Below are 16,862 nucleotides of genomic sequence, written 5' to 3' on the forward strand. Positions count from 1 at the left end.
CTGCAAAGTGCATTTGCGTGAAAGGCTGTTTTGACGCGGGCGTTTGGGCTATGCTATGCGGATCTGAATTACCACATCCATTGGCTACATTTGTAGCTGTATTGAACACAGGACCACTGGCTGCCATGCAAGAGCAATACCGCCCGGAAGAGATAGAATCAAAAGTCCAGCAACACTGGGACGAGAAGCGCACCTTTGAAGTAACCGAAGACGAGAGCAAAGAGAAGTATTACTGCCTGTCGATGCTTCCCTATCCTTCTGGTCGACTACACATGGGCCACGTGCGTAACTACACCATCGGTGACGTGATTGCACGCTACCAGCGCATGCTGGGCAAAAACGTTCTTCAGCCTATCGGCTGGGATGCGTTCGGCCTGCCTGCTGAAGGCGCGGCGGTGAAAAACAACACGGCACCGGCTCCGTGGACGTACGACAACATCGCGTACATGAAAAACCAGCTGAAAATGCTGGGCTTCGGCTATGACTGGAGCCGCGAGCTGGCAACCTGTACCCCGGAATACTACCGCTGGGAGCAGAAGTTCTTCACCGAGCTGTATAAAAAAGGCCTGGTGTACAAGAAGACCTCTGCCGTTAACTGGTGCCCAAATGACCAGACCGTTCTCGCGAACGAACAGGTTATCGATGGCTGCTGCTGGCGCTGCGACACCAAAGTAGAGCGTAAAGAGATCCCGCAGTGGTTTATCAAAATCACCGCCTACGCTGACGAACTGCTGAACGATCTGGACAATCTGGACCACTGGCCAGATACCGTTAAGACCATGCAGCGCAACTGGATCGGCCGTTCCGAAGGTGTGGAAATTACCTTCAACGTTGAGAACTACGATCAGACCCTGACCGTCTACACCACCCGCCCGGACACCTTCATGGGCGCGACCTACCTGGCCGTGGCCGCAGGTCACCCGCTGGCGCAGAAAGCGGCAGAAAACAATCCAGAACTGGCGACCTTTATCGACGAATGCCGCAACACGAAAGTGGCCGAAGCCGACATGGCGACGATGGAGAAAAAAGGCGTTGATACCGGCTTCAAAGCGATCCACCCGCTGACGGGCGAAGCGATCCCTGTCTGGGCCGCCAACTTCGTACTGATGGAATACGGCACAGGCGCCGTGATGGCCGTGCCGGGTCACGACCAGCGCGACTACGAATTTGCCACCAAATACGGCCTGACCATCAAGCCTGTTATTCTTGCTGCTGACGGCTCTGAACCCGATCTCTCTGAGCAAGCGCTGACTGAAAAAGGCACCCTGTTTAACTCCGGTGAGTTCAGCGGCCTGAGCTTTGAAGAGGGCTTCAACGCCATCGCCGACAAGCTGGCCTCCCTGGGCGTGGGCGAGCGTAAAGTGAACTACCGTCTGCGCGACTGGGGCGTTTCCCGTCAGCGTTACTGGGGTGCGCCAATCCCAATGGTGACGCTGGAAGATGGTACCGTGATGCCAACGCCAGAAGATCAGCTGCCGGTGATCCTGCCGGAAGACGTGGTCATGGACGGCATCACCAGCCCGATCAAAGCCGATCCTGAGTGGGCGAAAACCACCGTCAACGGTCAGCCAGCGCTGCGTGAAACCGACACCTTTGACACCTTTATGGAATCCTCCTGGTACTATGCGCGCTACACCTGCCCGCAGTACAAAGAAGGCATGCTGGATTCTGATGCAGCAAACTACTGGCTGCCGGTAGACATTTACATCGGTGGCATTGAACACGCCATCATGCACCTGCTCTACTTCCGCTTCTTCCACAAACTGATGCGTGACGCAGGCCTGGTCAACTCCGACGAGCCGGCAAAACAGCTGCTGTGTCAGGGTATGGTGCTGGCAGATGCGTTCTACTACGTTGGCGCGAACGGCGAGCGTAACTGGGTTTCTCCGGTTGATGCGATTGTCGAGCGCGACGAGAAAGGCCGTATCGTGAAGGCGAAAGACGCTGAAGGTCATGAACTGGTTTATACCGGCATGAGCAAGATGTCCAAGTCTAAAAATAACGGCATCGACCCGCAGGTGATGGTTGAGCGTTATGGTGCGGATACCGTGCGTCTGTTCATGATGTTCGCCTCCCCGGCAGATATGACCCTTGAGTGGCAGGAATCCGGCGTTGAAGGGGCCAACCGCTTCCTGAAGCGCGTCTGGAAACTGGTTTACGAGCACACCTCTCAGGGCGATGCGCCAGCGCTGAACGTAGCTGCACTGACTGAAGATCAACAGGCGCTGCGTCGTGATGTTCATAAAACTATTGCGAAAGTCACCGATGATATTGGTCGTCGTCAGACCTTCAATACCGCAATTGCGGCTATTATGGAACTGATGAACAAGCTGGCGAAAGCCCCGCAGGATGGCGAGCAGGATCGCGCGTTAATGCGTGAAGCGCTGCTGGCGGTCGTTCGCATGCTGAACCCGTTCACGCCGCACGTTAGCTTTACCCTGTGGCAGGAACTGAAAGGCGAAGGCGATATCGACAATGCGCCGTGGCCAGTGGCGGATGAATCCGCTATGGTGGAAAACACCACGCTGGTGGTGGTGCAGGTTAACGGTAAAGTGCGCGGTAAAATTACCGTCGCGGTCGACGCAACCGAAGAACAGGTTCGCGAGCGCGCAGGCCAGGAGCATCTGGTCGCTAAATACCTTGAGGGCGTTACCGTACGTAAAGTGATCTACGTACCTGGTAAACTGCTGAATCTGGTCGTTGGCTAAGCGCGGGAGGAAACGTGCGACAACTGGCAACAATACTCTTATCTCTGGCGGTGCTTGTCACCGCTGGCTGCGGCTGGCACCTGCGCAACACCACGGCAGTGCCTGCGCAGATGAAAACGATGATCTTCGACTCATCCGATCCGAACGGACCGCTGAGCCGGGCCATTCGTAACCAGCTGCGTTTGAACGATGTTAAGCTGATCGAGAAGGGAACCCTACGTCAGGATGTTCCTTCGCTCCGTGTCCTGAAATCAACGCTGTCACAAGATACGGCCTCGATCTTCCAGGATGGGCGGACGGCGGAATATCAGATGGTGCTAACCGTTGATGCGGCCGTCTTGATGCCAGGTAAAGATATTTACCCTATCAATACCAAAGTCTACCGCTCGTTCTTCGATAACCCGCAGACGGCGCTGGCAAAAGACGCCGAACAGCAGATTATCATCAAGGAAATGTATGATAAGGCCGCGGAACAGCTGATCCGCAGGCTGCCTGCCATTGCCGCGTCGACGAAAAAAGGCGCTGACGTTATCGAAACACCGGATGCCAGCACGCCGGATATGCCAACGTCTCTGGGTAACTGATGATCAGGTTGTATCCTGAACAACTCCGCGCGCAGCTCAACGAAGGGCTGCGCGCGGCCTATCTGCTACTCGGCAACGACCCCCTGTTACTACAGGAAAGCCTTGATGCGGTTCGCCATGCGGCAGCCGCGCAGGGTTTCGATGAGCATCATACGTTCCAGATCGATAACAGTACCGACTGGAACGCTATCTTCTCGCTTTGTCAGGCCATGAGCCTGTTTGCCTCTCGTCAGACAATCCAGATCCTGCTGCCTGAGAATGGTCCTAACGCTGCCATCAATGAACAGCTGGCTATGCTGGTGAGTTTGTTACACGGCGATCTGCTGCTTATCGTACGCGGCAACAAACTCACAAAAGCGCAGGAAAACGCTGCCTGGTTTACCCGGCTAACCCCCAGTGCGGTGCTTGTCTCCTGCCAGACTCCAGAGCAGGCGCATCTGCCAAAATGGGTTGCCGCGCGAGCAAAGCAGCACAATTTGCAGCTGGATGAGGCCGCCAGTCAGCTCCTGTGCTACTGCTACGAAGGCAACCTTCTGGCACTGGCGCAGGCGCTGGACAGGCTCGCCCTGCTGTGGCCCGATGGCAAGCTGACGCTGCCGCGCGTGGAACAGGCGGTGAATGATGCCGCGCACTTTACCCCCTTCCACTGGGTTGATGCGCTGCTGTCGGCGAAAAGTAAACGTGCTCTGCACATCCTGCAACAGCTGCGCCTGGAAGGGAGTGAGCCGGTCATCCTTCTCCGTACGCTCCAGCGCGAATTACTGCTGCTGAACAACCTTAAACGCCAGTCAGCACACACGCCCCTGCGCGCCTTATTCGACAAACATCGCGTCTGGCAAAACCGTCGGGCGATGACCACGGAGGCGATAAACCGCCTGAGCCAGGAGCAGTTGCGTCAGGCAGTGCAACTTCTGATGCGCGCCGAACTGACGTTAAAACAGGATTACGGTCAGTCTGTCTGGGCGGAGCTGGAGAGTCTCTCTTTGCTGCTCTGCCATAAGGCGCTGGCAGACGTATTTATCGATGGGTGATATGCATTCTTTACAGGCAATGTATGGCGGGACCTTCGACCCGGTGCACTATGGGCATCTTAAGCCGGTAGAAATCCTCGCGAATTTGATTGGCTTGCAGCGGGTGATCATCATGCCCAACAATGTTCCGCCGCACCGTCCTCAGCCAGAAGCAACCAGCGAGCAGCGTAAAGCGATGCTCGCGCTGGCTATCGCCGATAAGCCTCTCTTCACACTGGATGAGCGTGAACTGCGTAGAGATACCCCTTCCTGGACATCGCAAACGCTGCGGGAGTGGCGCGCTGAGCAGGGGCCCATGAAACCGTTGGCGTTTATCATCGGCCAGGATTCCTTGCTCAACTTTCCCAGCTGGTACCAGTACGAAACCATTCTGGAAAACAGTCATCTGCTGGTCTGCCGCCGTCCGGGCTACCCGCTGACCATGCGCGACGCGCAGCATCAGCAGTGGCTTGACGCACATCTGACGGACAATATAGAAGACCTGCACAGTCTCCCCGCCGGGAAAATTTACCTCGCTGAAACGCCGTGGTTTGATATTTCTGCGACCCTCATCCGCGAGCGTCTCCAGCAGGGTTTAGACTGTGACGATCTCCTCCCCTCGCCCGTGCTGGCCTATATCCATGCGCACGGTCTGTATCAGAAAAGTACAGATGTCTGAGCATCGCCGGCGAAATTGTCCGTTAATGATTATCCTGCCTTGACAGGCTAAGCCATACTGATATCCTCCGCTGCCAGACTTTCCCGCCGATCGCTGCTTTACAGAAATTGTTTTACAAAAATGGCGATGCAATCTCAGGCGGAGGGTGGGATGATACCCGCCTTCAAAAGCCGGGCGGTGACATTTGTCCCGCGACTGGCGTCAGTTCAGGTATACTGACTGGCCACGAATTCATAGTTGTACAATCTCATTCACCCAGGGGGAAAACTTGCAGGGTAAAGCACTCCAGGATTTTGTTATCGACAAAATTGATGACCTGAAAGGTCAGGACATCATCGCTATCGACGTTAAGGGTAAATCCAGCATCACCGACTGCATGATCATCTGCACCGGCACCTCAACTCGTCACGTTGTTTCGATTGCTGACCATGTTGTTCAGGAATCGCGCGCGGCAGGGCTGCTTCCGCTGGGCGTTGAAGGTGAAGCGACCGCTGACTGGGTGGTTGTCGATCTCGGCGATGTGATTGTCCACGTCATGCAGGAAGAGAGTCGTCGCCTGTATGAGCTGGAAAAACTCTGGGGTTAATGCGTGAAGTTGCAACTGGTCGCCGTCGGCACCAAAATGCCGGACTGGGTACAAACCGGTTTTACTGAGTATCTGCGTCGTTTCCCAAAAGATATGCCGTTCGAACTGGTGGAGATCCCAGCAGGAAAGCGCGGCAAGAACGCAGATATCAAACGTATTCTCGATAAAGAGGGAGAGCTGATGCTGGCTGCCGCAGGCAAAAACCGCATCGTGACCCTCGATATCCCGGGCAAACCCTGGGATACGCCGCAGCTGGCGCACGAACTGGAGCGCTGGAAGCAGGATGGTCGGGACGTCAGTCTGTTGATTGGCGGACCAGAGGGGTTATCTCCCGCCTGCAAAGCGGCAGCAGAACAAAGTTGGTCACTCTCGGCGCTGACGCTGCCCCACCCGCTTGTACGGGTTCTCGTGGCAGAAAGTTTGTATCGCGCATGGAGCATCACTACCAACCACCCTTATCACCGCGAGTAATGACTGACCAGGGTAATTTAAGCAGCGGATGAAACTACAGAATTCTTTTCGCGACTATACGGCTGAGTCCGCGCTGTTTGTGCGCCGGGCGCTGGTCGCCTTTACGGGGATTTTGCTGCTTACCGGCGTGCTGATCGCCAACCTCTATAATCTGCAAATTGTCCGCTATACCGATTACCAGACCCGCTCAAACGAAAACCGTATCAAGCTGGTGCCCATCGCGCCCAGCCGCGGCATTATCTACGATCGTAACGGCACGCCGCTGGCGCTTAATCGCACCATCTACCAGATAGAGATGATGCCCGAGAAAGTGGATAACGTGCAGGATACCCTGAACGCGCTGAGAAGCGTTGTCGACCTGACTGATGACGATATCGCTGCGTTCAAAAAAGAGCGCGCACGTTCTCACCGCTTCACCTCCATTCCGGTAAAAACCAACCTGACGGAAGTGCAGGTCGCCCGTTTTGCCGTTAACCAGTACCGTTTCCCCGGTGTGGAAGTCAAAGGCTATAAACGCCGCTACTATCCTTACGGCTCCGCGCTGACGCACGTCATTGGTTACGTCTCCAAAATCAACGATAAAGACGTCGAACGCCTTGATAAAGATGGCAAGCTGGCTAACTACGCCGCAACCCATGATATTGGCAAGCTTGGGATCGAACGTTATTACGAAGATGTGCTGCACGGTCAGACCGGGTATGAAGAGGTTGAAGTTAACAACCGTGGCCGTGTGATCCGACAACTGAAAGAGGTGCCCCCGCAGGCGGGGCATGACGTCTATCTGACGCTCGACCTGAAGCTACAGCAGTATATCGAGACGCTGCTGGCGGGTAGCCGTGCTGCGGTTATTGTGACCGACCCGCGTACCGGCGGCATTCTGGCGATGGTTTCGATGCCAAGCTACGATCCGAACCTCTTCGTGGATGGCATCTCCAGCAAGGATTACTCCGGCCTGCTCAACGATCCAAACACGCCGCTGGTAAACCGCGCGACGCAGGGGGTTTATCCTCCAGCTTCAACGGTTAAACCGTATGTCGCCGTGTCTGCGCTGAGCGCGGGCGTCATCACCCGTAATACCAGTCTGTTTGACCCCGGTTGGTGGCAGTTGCCTGGCTCTGAGAAACGCTACCGCGACTGGAAAAAATGGGGCCACGGCCATCTGAACGTGACCAAATCACTGGAGGAGTCGGCGGATACCTTCTTCTATCAGGTCGCCTACGACATGGGTATTGACCGTCTGTCTGAATGGATGAGCAAGTTCGGCTACGGGCATTACACCGGTATAGATTTGGCGGAAGAGCGTTCCGGCAACATGCCAACCCGCGAATGGAAGCTGAAGCGCTTTAAAAAACCCTGGTATCAGGGTGACACCATTCCGGTGGGGATCGGCCAGGGCTACTGGACGGCAACGCCGCTGCAAATGAACAAGGCGATGATGATCCTCATCAACGATGGCGTCGTGAAAGTGCCGCACCTGCTGCAAAGCACCGTTGAAGACGGCAAAAAAGTGCCATGGATACAGCCGCACGAGCCGCCGGTGGGTGACATTCATTCCGGATACTGGGAAATCGCGAAAGACGGCATGTACGGTGTAGCCAACCGCCCTAACGGGACGGCGCACAAATATTTCGCTGGCGCACCGTATAAGGTAGCCGCGAAATCAGGTACGGCTCAGGTCTTCGGTCTTAAAGCGAATGAAACTTACAACGCACATAAAATTGCCGAACGTCTGCGTGACCACAAGCTCATGACGGCGTTTGCCCCTTATGATAACCCGCAGGTTGCGGTGGCGATGATTCTGGAGAACGGCGGCGCAGGCCCGGCGGTGGGTACCATCATGCGTCAAATCCTCGACCACATCATGCTGGGTGACAACAACACCGAACTGCCAGCTGAAAACCCGGCAGCCGCTGCGGCGGAGGACCAATAATCATGACGGATAATCCGAATAAAAAATCGCTGTGGGACAAGATCCACATCGACCCAGCCATGCTGCTGATTCTGCTGGCTCTGCTGGTCTATAGCGCCCTCGTTATCTGGAGCGCCAGCGGCCAGGATATCGGCATGATGGAGCGTAAAATCGGCCAGATCGCCATGGGTCTGGTTATTATGGTGGTGATGGCGCAAATACCGCCGCGCGTGTACGAGGGTTGGGCGCCCTATCTCTATATTTTCTGTATCATTTTGTTGGTGGCAGTAGATGCTTTCGGCGCCATCTCGAAGGGGGCACAACGCTGGCTGGATCTGGGGATTGTCCGCTTCCAGCCGTCGGAAATCGCCAAAATCGCCGTCCCGCTGATGGTGGCGCGCTTTATTAACCGCGACGTCTGCCCGCCGTCGTTGAAAAATACCGCCATTGCGCTGGTGCTGATTTTCCTGCCGACGCTGCTCGTGGCCGCACAGCCGGACCTCGGCACCTCGATTCTTATCGCCCTCTCCGGCCTGTTCGTCCTGTTCCTGTCCGGCCTGAGCTGGCGTCTGATTGGTATCGCCGTGGTGCTGGTTGCCGCGTTTATTCCTATCCTCTGGTTCTTCCTGATGCATGATTACCAGCGTCAGCGCGTTATGATGCTGCTCGATCCCGAGACCGATCCGCTGGGCGCAGGCTATCATATTATTCAGTCGAAGATTGCGATTGGCTCCGGCGGCCTGCGCGGCAAAGGCTGGCTGCACGGTACGCAGTCGCAGCTCGAATTTTTACCGGAACGCCACACCGACTTTATCTTTGCCGTTCTGGCTGAGGAGTTAGGGCTGGTTGGCATCCTGGTTCTGCTTGCACTCTACGTGCTGCTGATCATGCGAGGTTTGTGGATTGCCGCACGCGCCCAAACCACCTTTGGTCGCGTGATGGCAGGCGGATTAATGTTGATTTTGTTCGTTTATGTCTTCGTAAATATTGGTATGGTGAGTGGGATTCTGCCGGTTGTCGGCGTACCGCTGCCGCTGGTGAGTTACGGGGGCTCGGCACTGATCGTGTTGATGGCCGGGTTTGGTATCGTCATGTCGATCCATACCCACAGGAAAATGTTGTCCAAAAGCGTATAAAAATAAGGGGATCGCAATGCGTAAGCAGTGGCTGGGGATCTGCATCGCAGCAAGTTTACTTGCCGCCTGTACAAGTGATGATGGTCAGCAACAGGCAACCGTCGCGCCGCCGCAGCCTGCGGTCTGTAATGGCCCGATTGTCGAGATTAGCGGTGCCGATCCCGTTTATGAACCGCTGAACGCCAGCGTGAATCAGGATTATCAGCGCGACGGTAAAAGCTATAAAATCGTTCAGGATCCTTCCCGTTTCAGCCAGGCTGGCTTTGCTGCCATCTATGACGCTGAGCCCGGTAGCAACCTGACCGCGTCGGGTGAAACCTTCGATCCGATGCAGATCACGGCGGCACACCCGACGTTGCCTGTCCCGAGCTATGCACGCATCACTAACCTGGCGAATGGCCGAATGATCGTGGTGCGTATCAACGATCGCGGGCCTTACGGCACCGATCGCGTGATCTCCCTGTCCCGCGCGGCGGCCGACCGTCTGAACACCTCAAACAATACTAAAGTGCGTATCGACCCGATTATCGTGGCGCAGGATGGTTCACTGTCTGGCCCGGGCACGGCCTGTACCACGGTCGCGAAACAGACCTATGCCCTGCCCGCTCGCCCGGATCTGAGCGGTGGTATGGGGGGCGCTTCAACGCCGGCAGAGCCCACACAGCCGCAGGGTGAAGTGCGCGCCATCAGCAACGATACGCTGCAAAGTGAAGACGCGACAGGCGCCCCGGTGAAAAGCAGTGGTTTCCTTGGCGCACCCACCACGTTAGCGCCGGGCGTGATTGAATCAAATGAACCTGCCCCAGCGCCTGCGCCCGTCGTTGCTGCACCCGCTGCACAACCCGCCCCGGTGACCGCGCCTGCTGCTACGCAGACTGCGGCGCCTGCGACGGCGAGCGGCAGCTACGTGGTTCAGGTTGGCGCTGTCAGCGATCGGACCCGTGCAGAGCAATATCAGCAGCGTTTAAGCAAACAGTTTGGCGTGCCAGGCCGCGTTGAGCAAAACGGTGCGGTATGGCGTATCCAGATGGGTCCGTTTGCCAGCAAATCGCAGGCAGCATCCCTGCAACAGCGTTTGCAGAGCGAGGCGCAGCTCCAGTCGTTTATCGCTGTTGCAAAATAATTATTCGGTGGTATCCGAAATGTCAGTTTGTGTAAACCACGTTAACACTCTCATGATGAAAGTCGGATGCCTGCCCGTATAGCATTTGCTATAGTAAGGCACTTTTTTAATTCCATCACGGATGTCGTAGTTCTGACCATGAAGACCACTTTTTCTGCTCGTTTTGTGCAGCGCATGGCGCTGACCACGGCCCTTTGCGCTGCTGCGTTCTCCGCAGCTCACGCGGATGACCTGAACATCAAGACCATGATCCCTGGCGTTCCGCAGATCGACGCGGAATCCTACATCCTGATTGATTACAACTCCGGCAAAGTTCTGGCAGAACAGAACGCCGATGCCCGCCGCGATCCGGCCAGCCTGACCAAAATGATGACCAGCTATGTTATCGGTCAGGCTATGAAAGCAGGTAAATTCAAAGAAACCGACCTGGTGACTATCGGTAACGATGCGTGGGCAACCGGCAACCCCGTGTTCAAAGGTTCATCGCTGATGTTCCTGAAACCTGGCATGCAGGTTCCGGTCTCTCAGCTTATCCGTGGCATCAACTTGCAGTCCGGTAACGACGCCTGCGTGGCCATGGCTGATTTTGCCGCGGGCAGCCAGGACGCGTTTGTGGGCCTGATGAACAGCTACGTCTCCGCGCTGGGTCTGAAAAACAGCCACTTCCAGACCGTTCACGGCCTGGACGCCGAGGGTCAGTACAGCTCCGCGCGTGACATGGCGCTGATCGGTCAGGCGCTGATCCGCGACGTGCCAAACGAGTACTCTATCTACAAAGAGAAAGAGTTCACCTTCAACGGCATTCGTCAGACCAACCGTAACGGCCTGCTGTGGGACAACAGCCTGAACGTCGACGGTATCAAAACCGGCCACACCGATAAAGCTGGCTATAACCTGGTGGCCTCCGCCACTGAAGGCCAGATGCGTCTGATCTCTGCCGTGATGGGGGGGCGTACGTTTAAAGGACGCGAAACGGAAAGCAAAAAACTGCTGACCTGGGGCTTCCGCTTCTTCGAAACCGTGAACCCGCTGAAAGCCGGTAAAGAATTTGCCTCTGAACCTGTCTGGTTTGGCGATAACGACCGCGCTTCCCTGGGCGTGGACAAAGATCTCTATCTGACTATCCCACGCGGTCGTATGAAAGATCTGAAAGCCAGCTATGTGCTGAATACCACCGAGCTGCACGCCCCGCTGCAAAAGAATCAGGTCGTGGGTACTATCAACTTCCAGCTGGATGGCAAAACCATCGATCAACGCCCGCTGGTGGTGCTGGAGGAGATTCCTGAAGGCAATTTCTTCGGCAAAATCATTGATTACATTAAGCTGATGTTCCATCACTGGTTTGGTTAAAAATTGAACACTTGAAAGTGTGATTTTGATCCCCATATACTACGTATCAGTAAAACTCCCGCCCCGTGGCGGGAGTTATTATTTTTTACATACACGCCGGAGCTGACATGAAAACCAAACTTAACGAACTGCTTGAATTCCCTACCCCTTTTACTTACAAAGTAATGGGTCTGGCGAAACCTGAGCTGGTTGATCAGGTGGTTGAAGTGGTACAGCGCCATGCGCCGGGCGACTACTCTCCATCAGTCAAACCGAGCAGCAAAGGTAATTACCACTCGGTCTCAATCACCATCACTGCGACACACATTGAGCAGGTTGAGACGCTGTACGAAGAGCTCGGCAATATCGAAATTGTTCGTATGGTGCTGTAGTCTCTCAGCGGTTACCCGGTTTGCCGGGTAACCCACTTCCCCGCTGTGATATACTCCGCGTTACCTATTCTCCCTTGTCTTCGGAGACGTCCTTTTGTACCAGGATAAAATTCTTGTTCGCCATCTTGGGATACAGCCTTACGAGCCAGTCTCTCAGGCTATGCATGACTTTACCGATATGCGCGATGACACCACCCCTGATGAAATCTGGCTGGTTGAACACATGCCGGTGTTTACTCAGGGCCAGGCAGGAAAAGCCGAACATTTATTGATGACGGGTGATATCCCGGTGATCCAGAGCGATCGCGGTGGACAGGTAACCTACCACGGCCCGGGCCAGCAGGTAATGTATGTCCTGCTTAACCTGAAACGCAGAAAGCTGGGCGTACGTGAGCTCGTGACCTTACTGGAACAGACCGTGGTGAACACGCTCGCTGAGTACGGTATCGACGCTCATCCTCGCGCCGATGCCCCGGGCGTCTACGTGGGAGAGAAGAAAATCTGTTCGCTGGGGCTGCGTATCCGTAAAGGCTGCTCGTTCCACGGGCTGGCGCTGAATATCAATATGGATCTGACCCCTTTCCAGCGCATCAACCCATGCGGGTATGCGGGTATGGAAATGACGCAAATGCGCCAGTGGGTCGCTACCGCCACGCCTGAGAATATCCGCCCCGTGCTTTTGAAGAAGTTTTTAGCGCTGCTTAACAATCCTGACTACGAATATATTGCTGCTTAACACACTTCCGGCAGTGGTTCGGTTATTTGACCAGCCACTGCTTAATTGCCGCATTTACGCTTTACAATAAACCGCATATTCTATATTTTCGAGTCGCCCATATATTAGCGTCCCATATTAATTAGAACCTTAATAGTACCATCACCGGGTATCGTGTAACGTGCGTGATAATCACCCAACTGCTTGTTTTCGATAAACAAGGGAAACTTACGAAACACTTTACGAATCTCTGCAAGCATAATAAATAAATTCAACTATCATTCATATTGTGAATGGATACGGAGTAAGAGCGTGGAGCCTACTAATTTACCAGCCAAACGCCTGAATGAAACCAGCGGCGAAGATAAGCCGCAAATTTTCCGGACTTTACGTAATATTGATCTCAATTTATTGACTATTTTTGAGGCGGTATATGTCCACAAAGGTATCGTTAATGCTGCGAAAATTCTTAATCTCACACCCTCTGCTATTAGCCAGTCAATTCAAAAATTGCGCGCGATATTTCCCGATCCCTTATTTATTCGTAAAGGCCAGGGCGTAACCCCCACCGCGTACGCAACCCATCTGCATGAGTACATCAGCCAGGGTCTGGAATCGATTCTGGGCGCGCTGGATCTCACCGGCAGTTACGATAAGCAACGAACCATCACCATAGGCACTTCTCCCTCTGTGGGCGTTCTGGTCATGCCCGCTATTTACCAGGCTGTTAAACAGCATGCGCCACAGCTGCTGATCCGCAATGTGCCCGTTAACGATCCGGAAACTCAGCTGGCGCAATTCCAGACGGACCTGATCATCGACAGCAACAGCTTCGCGGCCAGAGCATTAGGGCATAACGTTCTCTATACCGACTCTCTGGCGCTCGTTTGTCGTCAGAATCATCCTGTATTGAGCGCACCTTTGACGCCTGAAAATTTGCGTCATTACGAACATGCAACCTTTATGTCCGAGGGGCAGGGCCCGGATCCGCTGCGCCAGCGTATTGACGAACTGTTCCCGGACCGTCTGATCAGCTTCAGCAGTTACAATATGTTTACCCTCGCGGCCCTGATTGGCAGCAGCGATTTGCTCTGTATTATGCCCGTGCGTCTCTTCGCTTTGCTTCAAAAATGCTGGCCGCTGGAGAGCATTCCATTGAGTCAACTTACGACGGAATCTGTTGAAATCTCACTGCATTACAACAAGCTAAGCCTGCGCGATCCGGTGCTGGAAAACGTCATTAACGTGATCCGCCAGGCTTTCTGATCCCGCCTTTCAGCGCAAGCCCCTGCCGCAAGCGGGGCAAAAGGCACAAAACAACAACTATTTTACAAATTGGCGACCTGGCAGGCTGCTTTATCGCCCCTTTAAATGATATACTGCCTGTCGTTCGTTCAAAAATAGTTGATAATTACAACATTCCCTTGAATTGAAACGCTTTCCTTCGATATTCGCAACTGGAACACGCACGCTATGAGTAAACCCATTGTGATGGAACGCGGTGTTAAATACCGCGATGCCGATAAAATGGCCCTTATCCCGGTTAAAAACGTGGCTACAGAGCGCGAGGCGCTGTTAAGAAAACCGGAATGGATGAAAATCAAACTTCCGGCCGACTCTTCGCGTATCCAGGGGATCAAAGCGGCGATGCGCAAAAATGGTCTTCACTCTGTCTGTGAAGAGGCCTCGTGCCCTAACCTTGCTGAATGTTTCAATCACGGTACCGCGACATTTATGATTCTGGGTGCCATCTGCACCCGCCGCTGTCCGTTCTGTGACGTTGCCCATGGCCGTCCCGTTGCGCCAGACGCTAACGAACCGCAAAAACTGGCGCAGACGATTGCCGATATGGCGCTGCGTTATGTTGTTATTACCTCCGTTGACCGTGACGATCTGCGCGATGGCGGTGCTCAGCATTTTGCTGACTGTATTACCGCCATCCGCGAAAAAAGCCCGAACATTAAGATTGAGACGCTGGTGCCGGATTTCCGTGGCCGTATGGATCGCGCGCTCGATATCCTGACCGCGACGCCTCCAGACGTGTTCAACCACAACCTGGAGAACGTACCGCGTATCTACCGTCAGGTACGTCCCGGTGCAGACTACAACTGGTCGCTGAAGCTGCTGGAACGCTTTAAAGAAGCCCATCCGCATATTCCAACCAAGTCTGGTCTGATGGTCGGCCTGGGTGAAACCAACGCTGAGATCATTGAAGTGATGCGCGATCTGCGCCGCCACGGCGTCACCATGCTGACGCTGGGCCAGTACCTCCAGCCAAGCCGTCACCACCTGCCTGTACAGCGTTACGTAAGCCCGGATGAGTTCGATGAAATGAAAGCCGAAGCGATGGCGATGGGCTTTACCCATGCCGCGTGCGGTCCGTTTGTTCGCTCCTCTTATCACGCCGATATGCAGGCGAAGGGCGAAGAAGTGAAATAAAGCTGTAAAATTTATTTACAGTAAAACAAAAAACCGGCCTCGTGAGCCGGTTTTTTTATGCAAGCCTTGCAGCATTGCCATTACTCTTTGTGTGAAAGCTTCTGTGCAGTGATGTCATCTTCGGCACTTTTCTTCGCTGCCGCGTCGTCATCGTTCATTGCTTTCTTAAAGCCCTTAATGGCAGCACCCAGGTCTCCACCCAGCGTGCGTAACTTCTTGGTACCGAACAGCAGGACGACCAGTGCGGCAACCACCAGCAGTTTGGTAATACTAATCTCACCCATAAATACCTTCTTTACATGAAACAGGCTGCATTCCGCCAAAAAACCTGAACGTATTAACGGTCATTTGGCGCGTGCACACAATAGCAATCTGTAACAAGGTGAATCAAGCATTGTTGAAAAAAACATCACATTAATTGCGGTGGCGCAAACCTGCGGTTGCGCAGAACAGGTAATTGCTGCCGCGCAAGCGCTATTCGGGCTGAAATTATCTCCGTCAGCAATAACGCAGGCGTCTCCGCTGCCGCAACAACCGTCACCCCCAGCGGATCGACAACCCTGCTCTGCCCAATATTTTTGTTACCACATTCACCCGCGGCTACCACGTAACAGGTGGTATCCAGCGCGCGTGCTGCCAGCAGCGTCGCCCAGTGATGCTCCTTAAGCGGTCCTTTGACCCACGCGGCGGGCAGAACCAGCACCTCCGCCCCCTGCAATGCCAGGTTCAGCGCCAGCTCGGGAAAACGGATATCGTAGCAGGTCATCAGGCCAACCTTAAAACCCTCCACCTCAATCAGCGGCGGAATTACACTCCCCGGATCGACCAGGCGCGACTCCTGAACGCTGAACGCATCATACAGATGAAGTTTGGCGTAGCTCGCGACAATGGCACCCTCACGTATCGCCACCAGCGTGTTCACCGCGCGCCCCGGCGAGGACGGAATATGGACCGTCAATATGGTGGTGAGCGTGTTGCCAACGCTTTCGGCCAGCAGTCGTTTCAGAAACGCTCCTTCCAGCGTTTGCGCAGACTTTACCGACAGGTCCGGATCGCCATCATCACGGGCCAGTAACGCCTCGGGAAGTACCAGCAACGACGCCCCCTTTTGCTTCGCCGCATGCATCAGGGAGACGCATTTTTCCGCGTTTTCATTCCAGTCCGGCGTCACCGCGAACTGCCCTACTGCAACATACATAATTGTCTCCCGGTCAAAAACAGCGTTACACTCGACGCACTTACACAGCAAATAGCAGGTACTGACAGTGTTACAACTACTTATAGCCGTTTTTATTGGTGGAGGCACGGGTAGCGTTGCGCGGTGGCTCTTAAGCATGCGGTTTAACCCTCTGCATCAGGCCATTCCGATGGGGACACTGGCGGCAAATCTGATCGGGGCGTTTATTATTGGGATGGGGCTGGCCTGGTTTAATCGCATGACCAACATCGACCCTATGTGGAAGGTTCTGATTACAACCGGTTTCTGCGGCGGCTTAACAACGTTTTCTACCTTCTCTGCGGAGGTGGTGTTTCTGTTTCAGGAAGGCCGGATGGGCTGGGCGCTGACGAACATTGCCGTTAACATGCTTGGCTCGTTTGCGATGACTGCGATCGCATTCTGGTTATTTTCCTCCGCCAGCGGACATTAAGCACGGCAACCTTAATGTTGGCTTAATTTTTCTCTGTCACTCTTGGCTCAATATTGAACGAGGGTGATAGCATGAAAGAAAATCTCTTAGGCGTGGGTATGGTATTGCTAAGCGTCGCGATCGTCGCCAGCT

17 protein-coding genes are annotated in these 16,862 nt (G+C 54.5%); 15 read left to right on the forward strand and 2 right to left on the reverse strand.

The window, feature by feature from the left end:
* Positions 1 to 125: 125 nt before the first annotated feature.
* The 14 genes from leuS (at position 126) to lipA (ending at position 15,081) form a co-directional block, all read left to right on the forward strand.
* Positions 126 to 2,708, forward strand: coding sequence for a leucine--tRNA ligase (leuS, locus tag SK53_RS09300; protein ID WP_022650605.1), 2,583 nt, complete (start codon positions 126 to 128; stop codon positions 2,706 to 2,708).
* Between the two features lie 14 nt (positions 2,709 to 2,722).
* Positions 2,723 to 3,292 (forward strand): LPS assembly lipoprotein LptE, encoded by a 570-nt coding sequence (lptE, locus tag SK53_RS09305; protein WP_022650604.1) that lies wholly within the window; start codon positions 2,723 to 2,725, stop codon positions 3,290 to 3,292.
* A complete protein-coding gene (gene holA / locus SK53_RS09310) occupies positions 3,292 to 4,323 on the forward strand; it encodes a DNA polymerase III subunit delta (RefSeq protein WP_022650603.1) in 1,032 nt (343 codons plus the stop codon). The genes lptE and holA overlap by 1 nt, the downstream gene beginning before the upstream one ends.
* Positions 4,316 to 4,981 carry a nicotinate-nucleotide adenylyltransferase gene (gene nadD, locus SK53_RS09315; protein WP_003858694.1) on the forward strand — a complete coding sequence of 222 codons (666 nt, stop codon included), beginning with the start codon at positions 4,316 to 4,318 and terminating at the stop codon, positions 4,979 to 4,981. The genes holA and nadD overlap by 8 nt, the downstream gene beginning before the upstream one ends.
* 268 nt (positions 4,982 to 5,249) lie before the next feature.
* Complete coding sequence (gene rsfS, locus SK53_RS09320) at positions 5,250 to 5,567, forward strand: ribosome silencing factor (protein WP_003858696.1); 318 nt, start codon at positions 5,250 to 5,252, stop codon at positions 5,565 to 5,567.
* A 3-nt stretch (positions 5,568 to 5,570) separates the two neighbouring features.
* Complete coding sequence (gene rlmH / locus SK53_RS09325) at positions 5,571 to 6,038, forward strand: 23S rRNA (pseudouridine(1915)-N(3))-methyltransferase RlmH (protein ID WP_003858701.1); 468 nt, start codon at positions 5,571 to 5,573, stop codon at positions 6,036 to 6,038.
* A gap of 28 nt (positions 6,039 to 6,066) precedes the next feature.
* Entirely contained in the window at positions 6,067 to 7,968 is a 1,902-nt protein-coding gene (mrdA, locus tag SK53_RS09330; RefSeq protein ID WP_015571138.1) for a peptidoglycan DD-transpeptidase MrdA, read from the forward strand.
* Positions 7,969 to 7,970: 2 nt separating this feature from the next.
* Positions 7,971 to 9,083, forward strand: a complete 1,113-nt coding sequence (mrdB, locus tag SK53_RS09335; protein ID WP_015571139.1) for a peptidoglycan glycosyltransferase MrdB — start codon at positions 7,971 to 7,973, stop codon at positions 9,081 to 9,083.
* A gap of 16 nt (positions 9,084 to 9,099) precedes the next feature.
* Positions 9,100 to 10,206, forward strand: coding sequence for an endolytic peptidoglycan transglycosylase RlpA (rlpA, locus tag SK53_RS09340; protein WP_003858712.1), 1,107 nt, complete (start codon positions 9,100 to 9,102; stop codon positions 10,204 to 10,206).
* Between the two features lie 138 nt (positions 10,207 to 10,344).
* The gene (gene dacA / locus SK53_RS09345) at positions 10,345 to 11,556 is read left to right on the forward strand and encodes a D-alanyl-D-alanine carboxypeptidase DacA (protein WP_003858714.1); all 1,212 of its coding nucleotides are present in this window, start codon (positions 10,345 to 10,347) and stop codon (positions 11,554 to 11,556) included.
* Between the two features lie 107 nt (positions 11,557 to 11,663).
* Positions 11,664 to 11,927 (forward strand): DUF493 family protein YbeD, encoded by a 264-nt coding sequence (gene ybeD, locus SK53_RS09350; RefSeq protein WP_003858718.1) that lies wholly within the window; start codon positions 11,664 to 11,666, stop codon positions 11,925 to 11,927.
* 94 nt (positions 11,928 to 12,021) lie between these two features.
* On the forward strand, positions 12,022 to 12,663 hold the full coding sequence (lipB, locus tag SK53_RS09355; RefSeq protein WP_022650601.1) for a lipoyl(octanoyl) transferase LipB: 642 nt from the start codon (positions 12,022 to 12,024) through the stop codon (positions 12,661 to 12,663).
* Positions 12,664 to 12,954: 291 nt separating this feature from the next.
* Positions 12,955 to 13,908, forward strand: a complete 954-nt coding sequence (locus SK53_RS09360) for a YbeF family transcriptional regulator (protein ID WP_023315623.1) — start codon at positions 12,955 to 12,957, stop codon at positions 13,906 to 13,908.
* 207 nt (positions 13,909 to 14,115) lie between these two features.
* Positions 14,116 to 15,081 carry a lipoyl synthase gene (gene lipA, locus SK53_RS09365; protein ID WP_006809637.1) on the forward strand — a complete coding sequence of 322 codons (966 nt, stop codon included), beginning with the start codon at positions 14,116 to 14,118 and terminating at the stop codon, positions 15,079 to 15,081.
* 80 nt (positions 15,082 to 15,161) lie between these two features.
* On the opposite strand, the gene tatE is transcribed toward lipA, so the two are convergent.
* Positions 15,162 to 15,365: a twin-arginine translocase subunit TatE gene (gene tatE / locus SK53_RS09370; RefSeq protein ID WP_003858723.1), complete on the reverse strand. Its 204-nt coding sequence runs from the start codon at positions 15,363 to 15,365 to the stop codon at positions 15,162 to 15,164.
* Positions 15,366 to 15,490: 125 nt separating this feature from the next.
* Positions 15,491 to 16,279, reverse strand: a complete 789-nt coding sequence (locus SK53_RS09375; RefSeq protein ID WP_032608852.1) for a deaminated glutathione amidase — start codon at positions 16,277 to 16,279, stop codon at positions 15,491 to 15,493.
* Between the two features lie 67 nt (positions 16,280 to 16,346).
* Here SK53_RS09375 and crcB point away from each other — a divergent pair, with 67 nt between their 5' ends.
* Positions 16,347 to 16,730, forward strand: coding sequence for a fluoride efflux transporter CrcB (crcB, locus tag SK53_RS09380; protein WP_017382474.1), 384 nt, complete (start codon positions 16,347 to 16,349; stop codon positions 16,728 to 16,730).
* Positions 16,731 to 16,862: the final 132 nt, after the last annotated feature.

It is taken from the genome of Enterobacter sp. MGH119 (assembly GCF_001037675.1).
Taxonomy (GTDB): domain Bacteria; phylum Pseudomonadota; class Gammaproteobacteria; order Enterobacterales; family Enterobacteriaceae; genus Enterobacter; species Enterobacter hormaechei_C.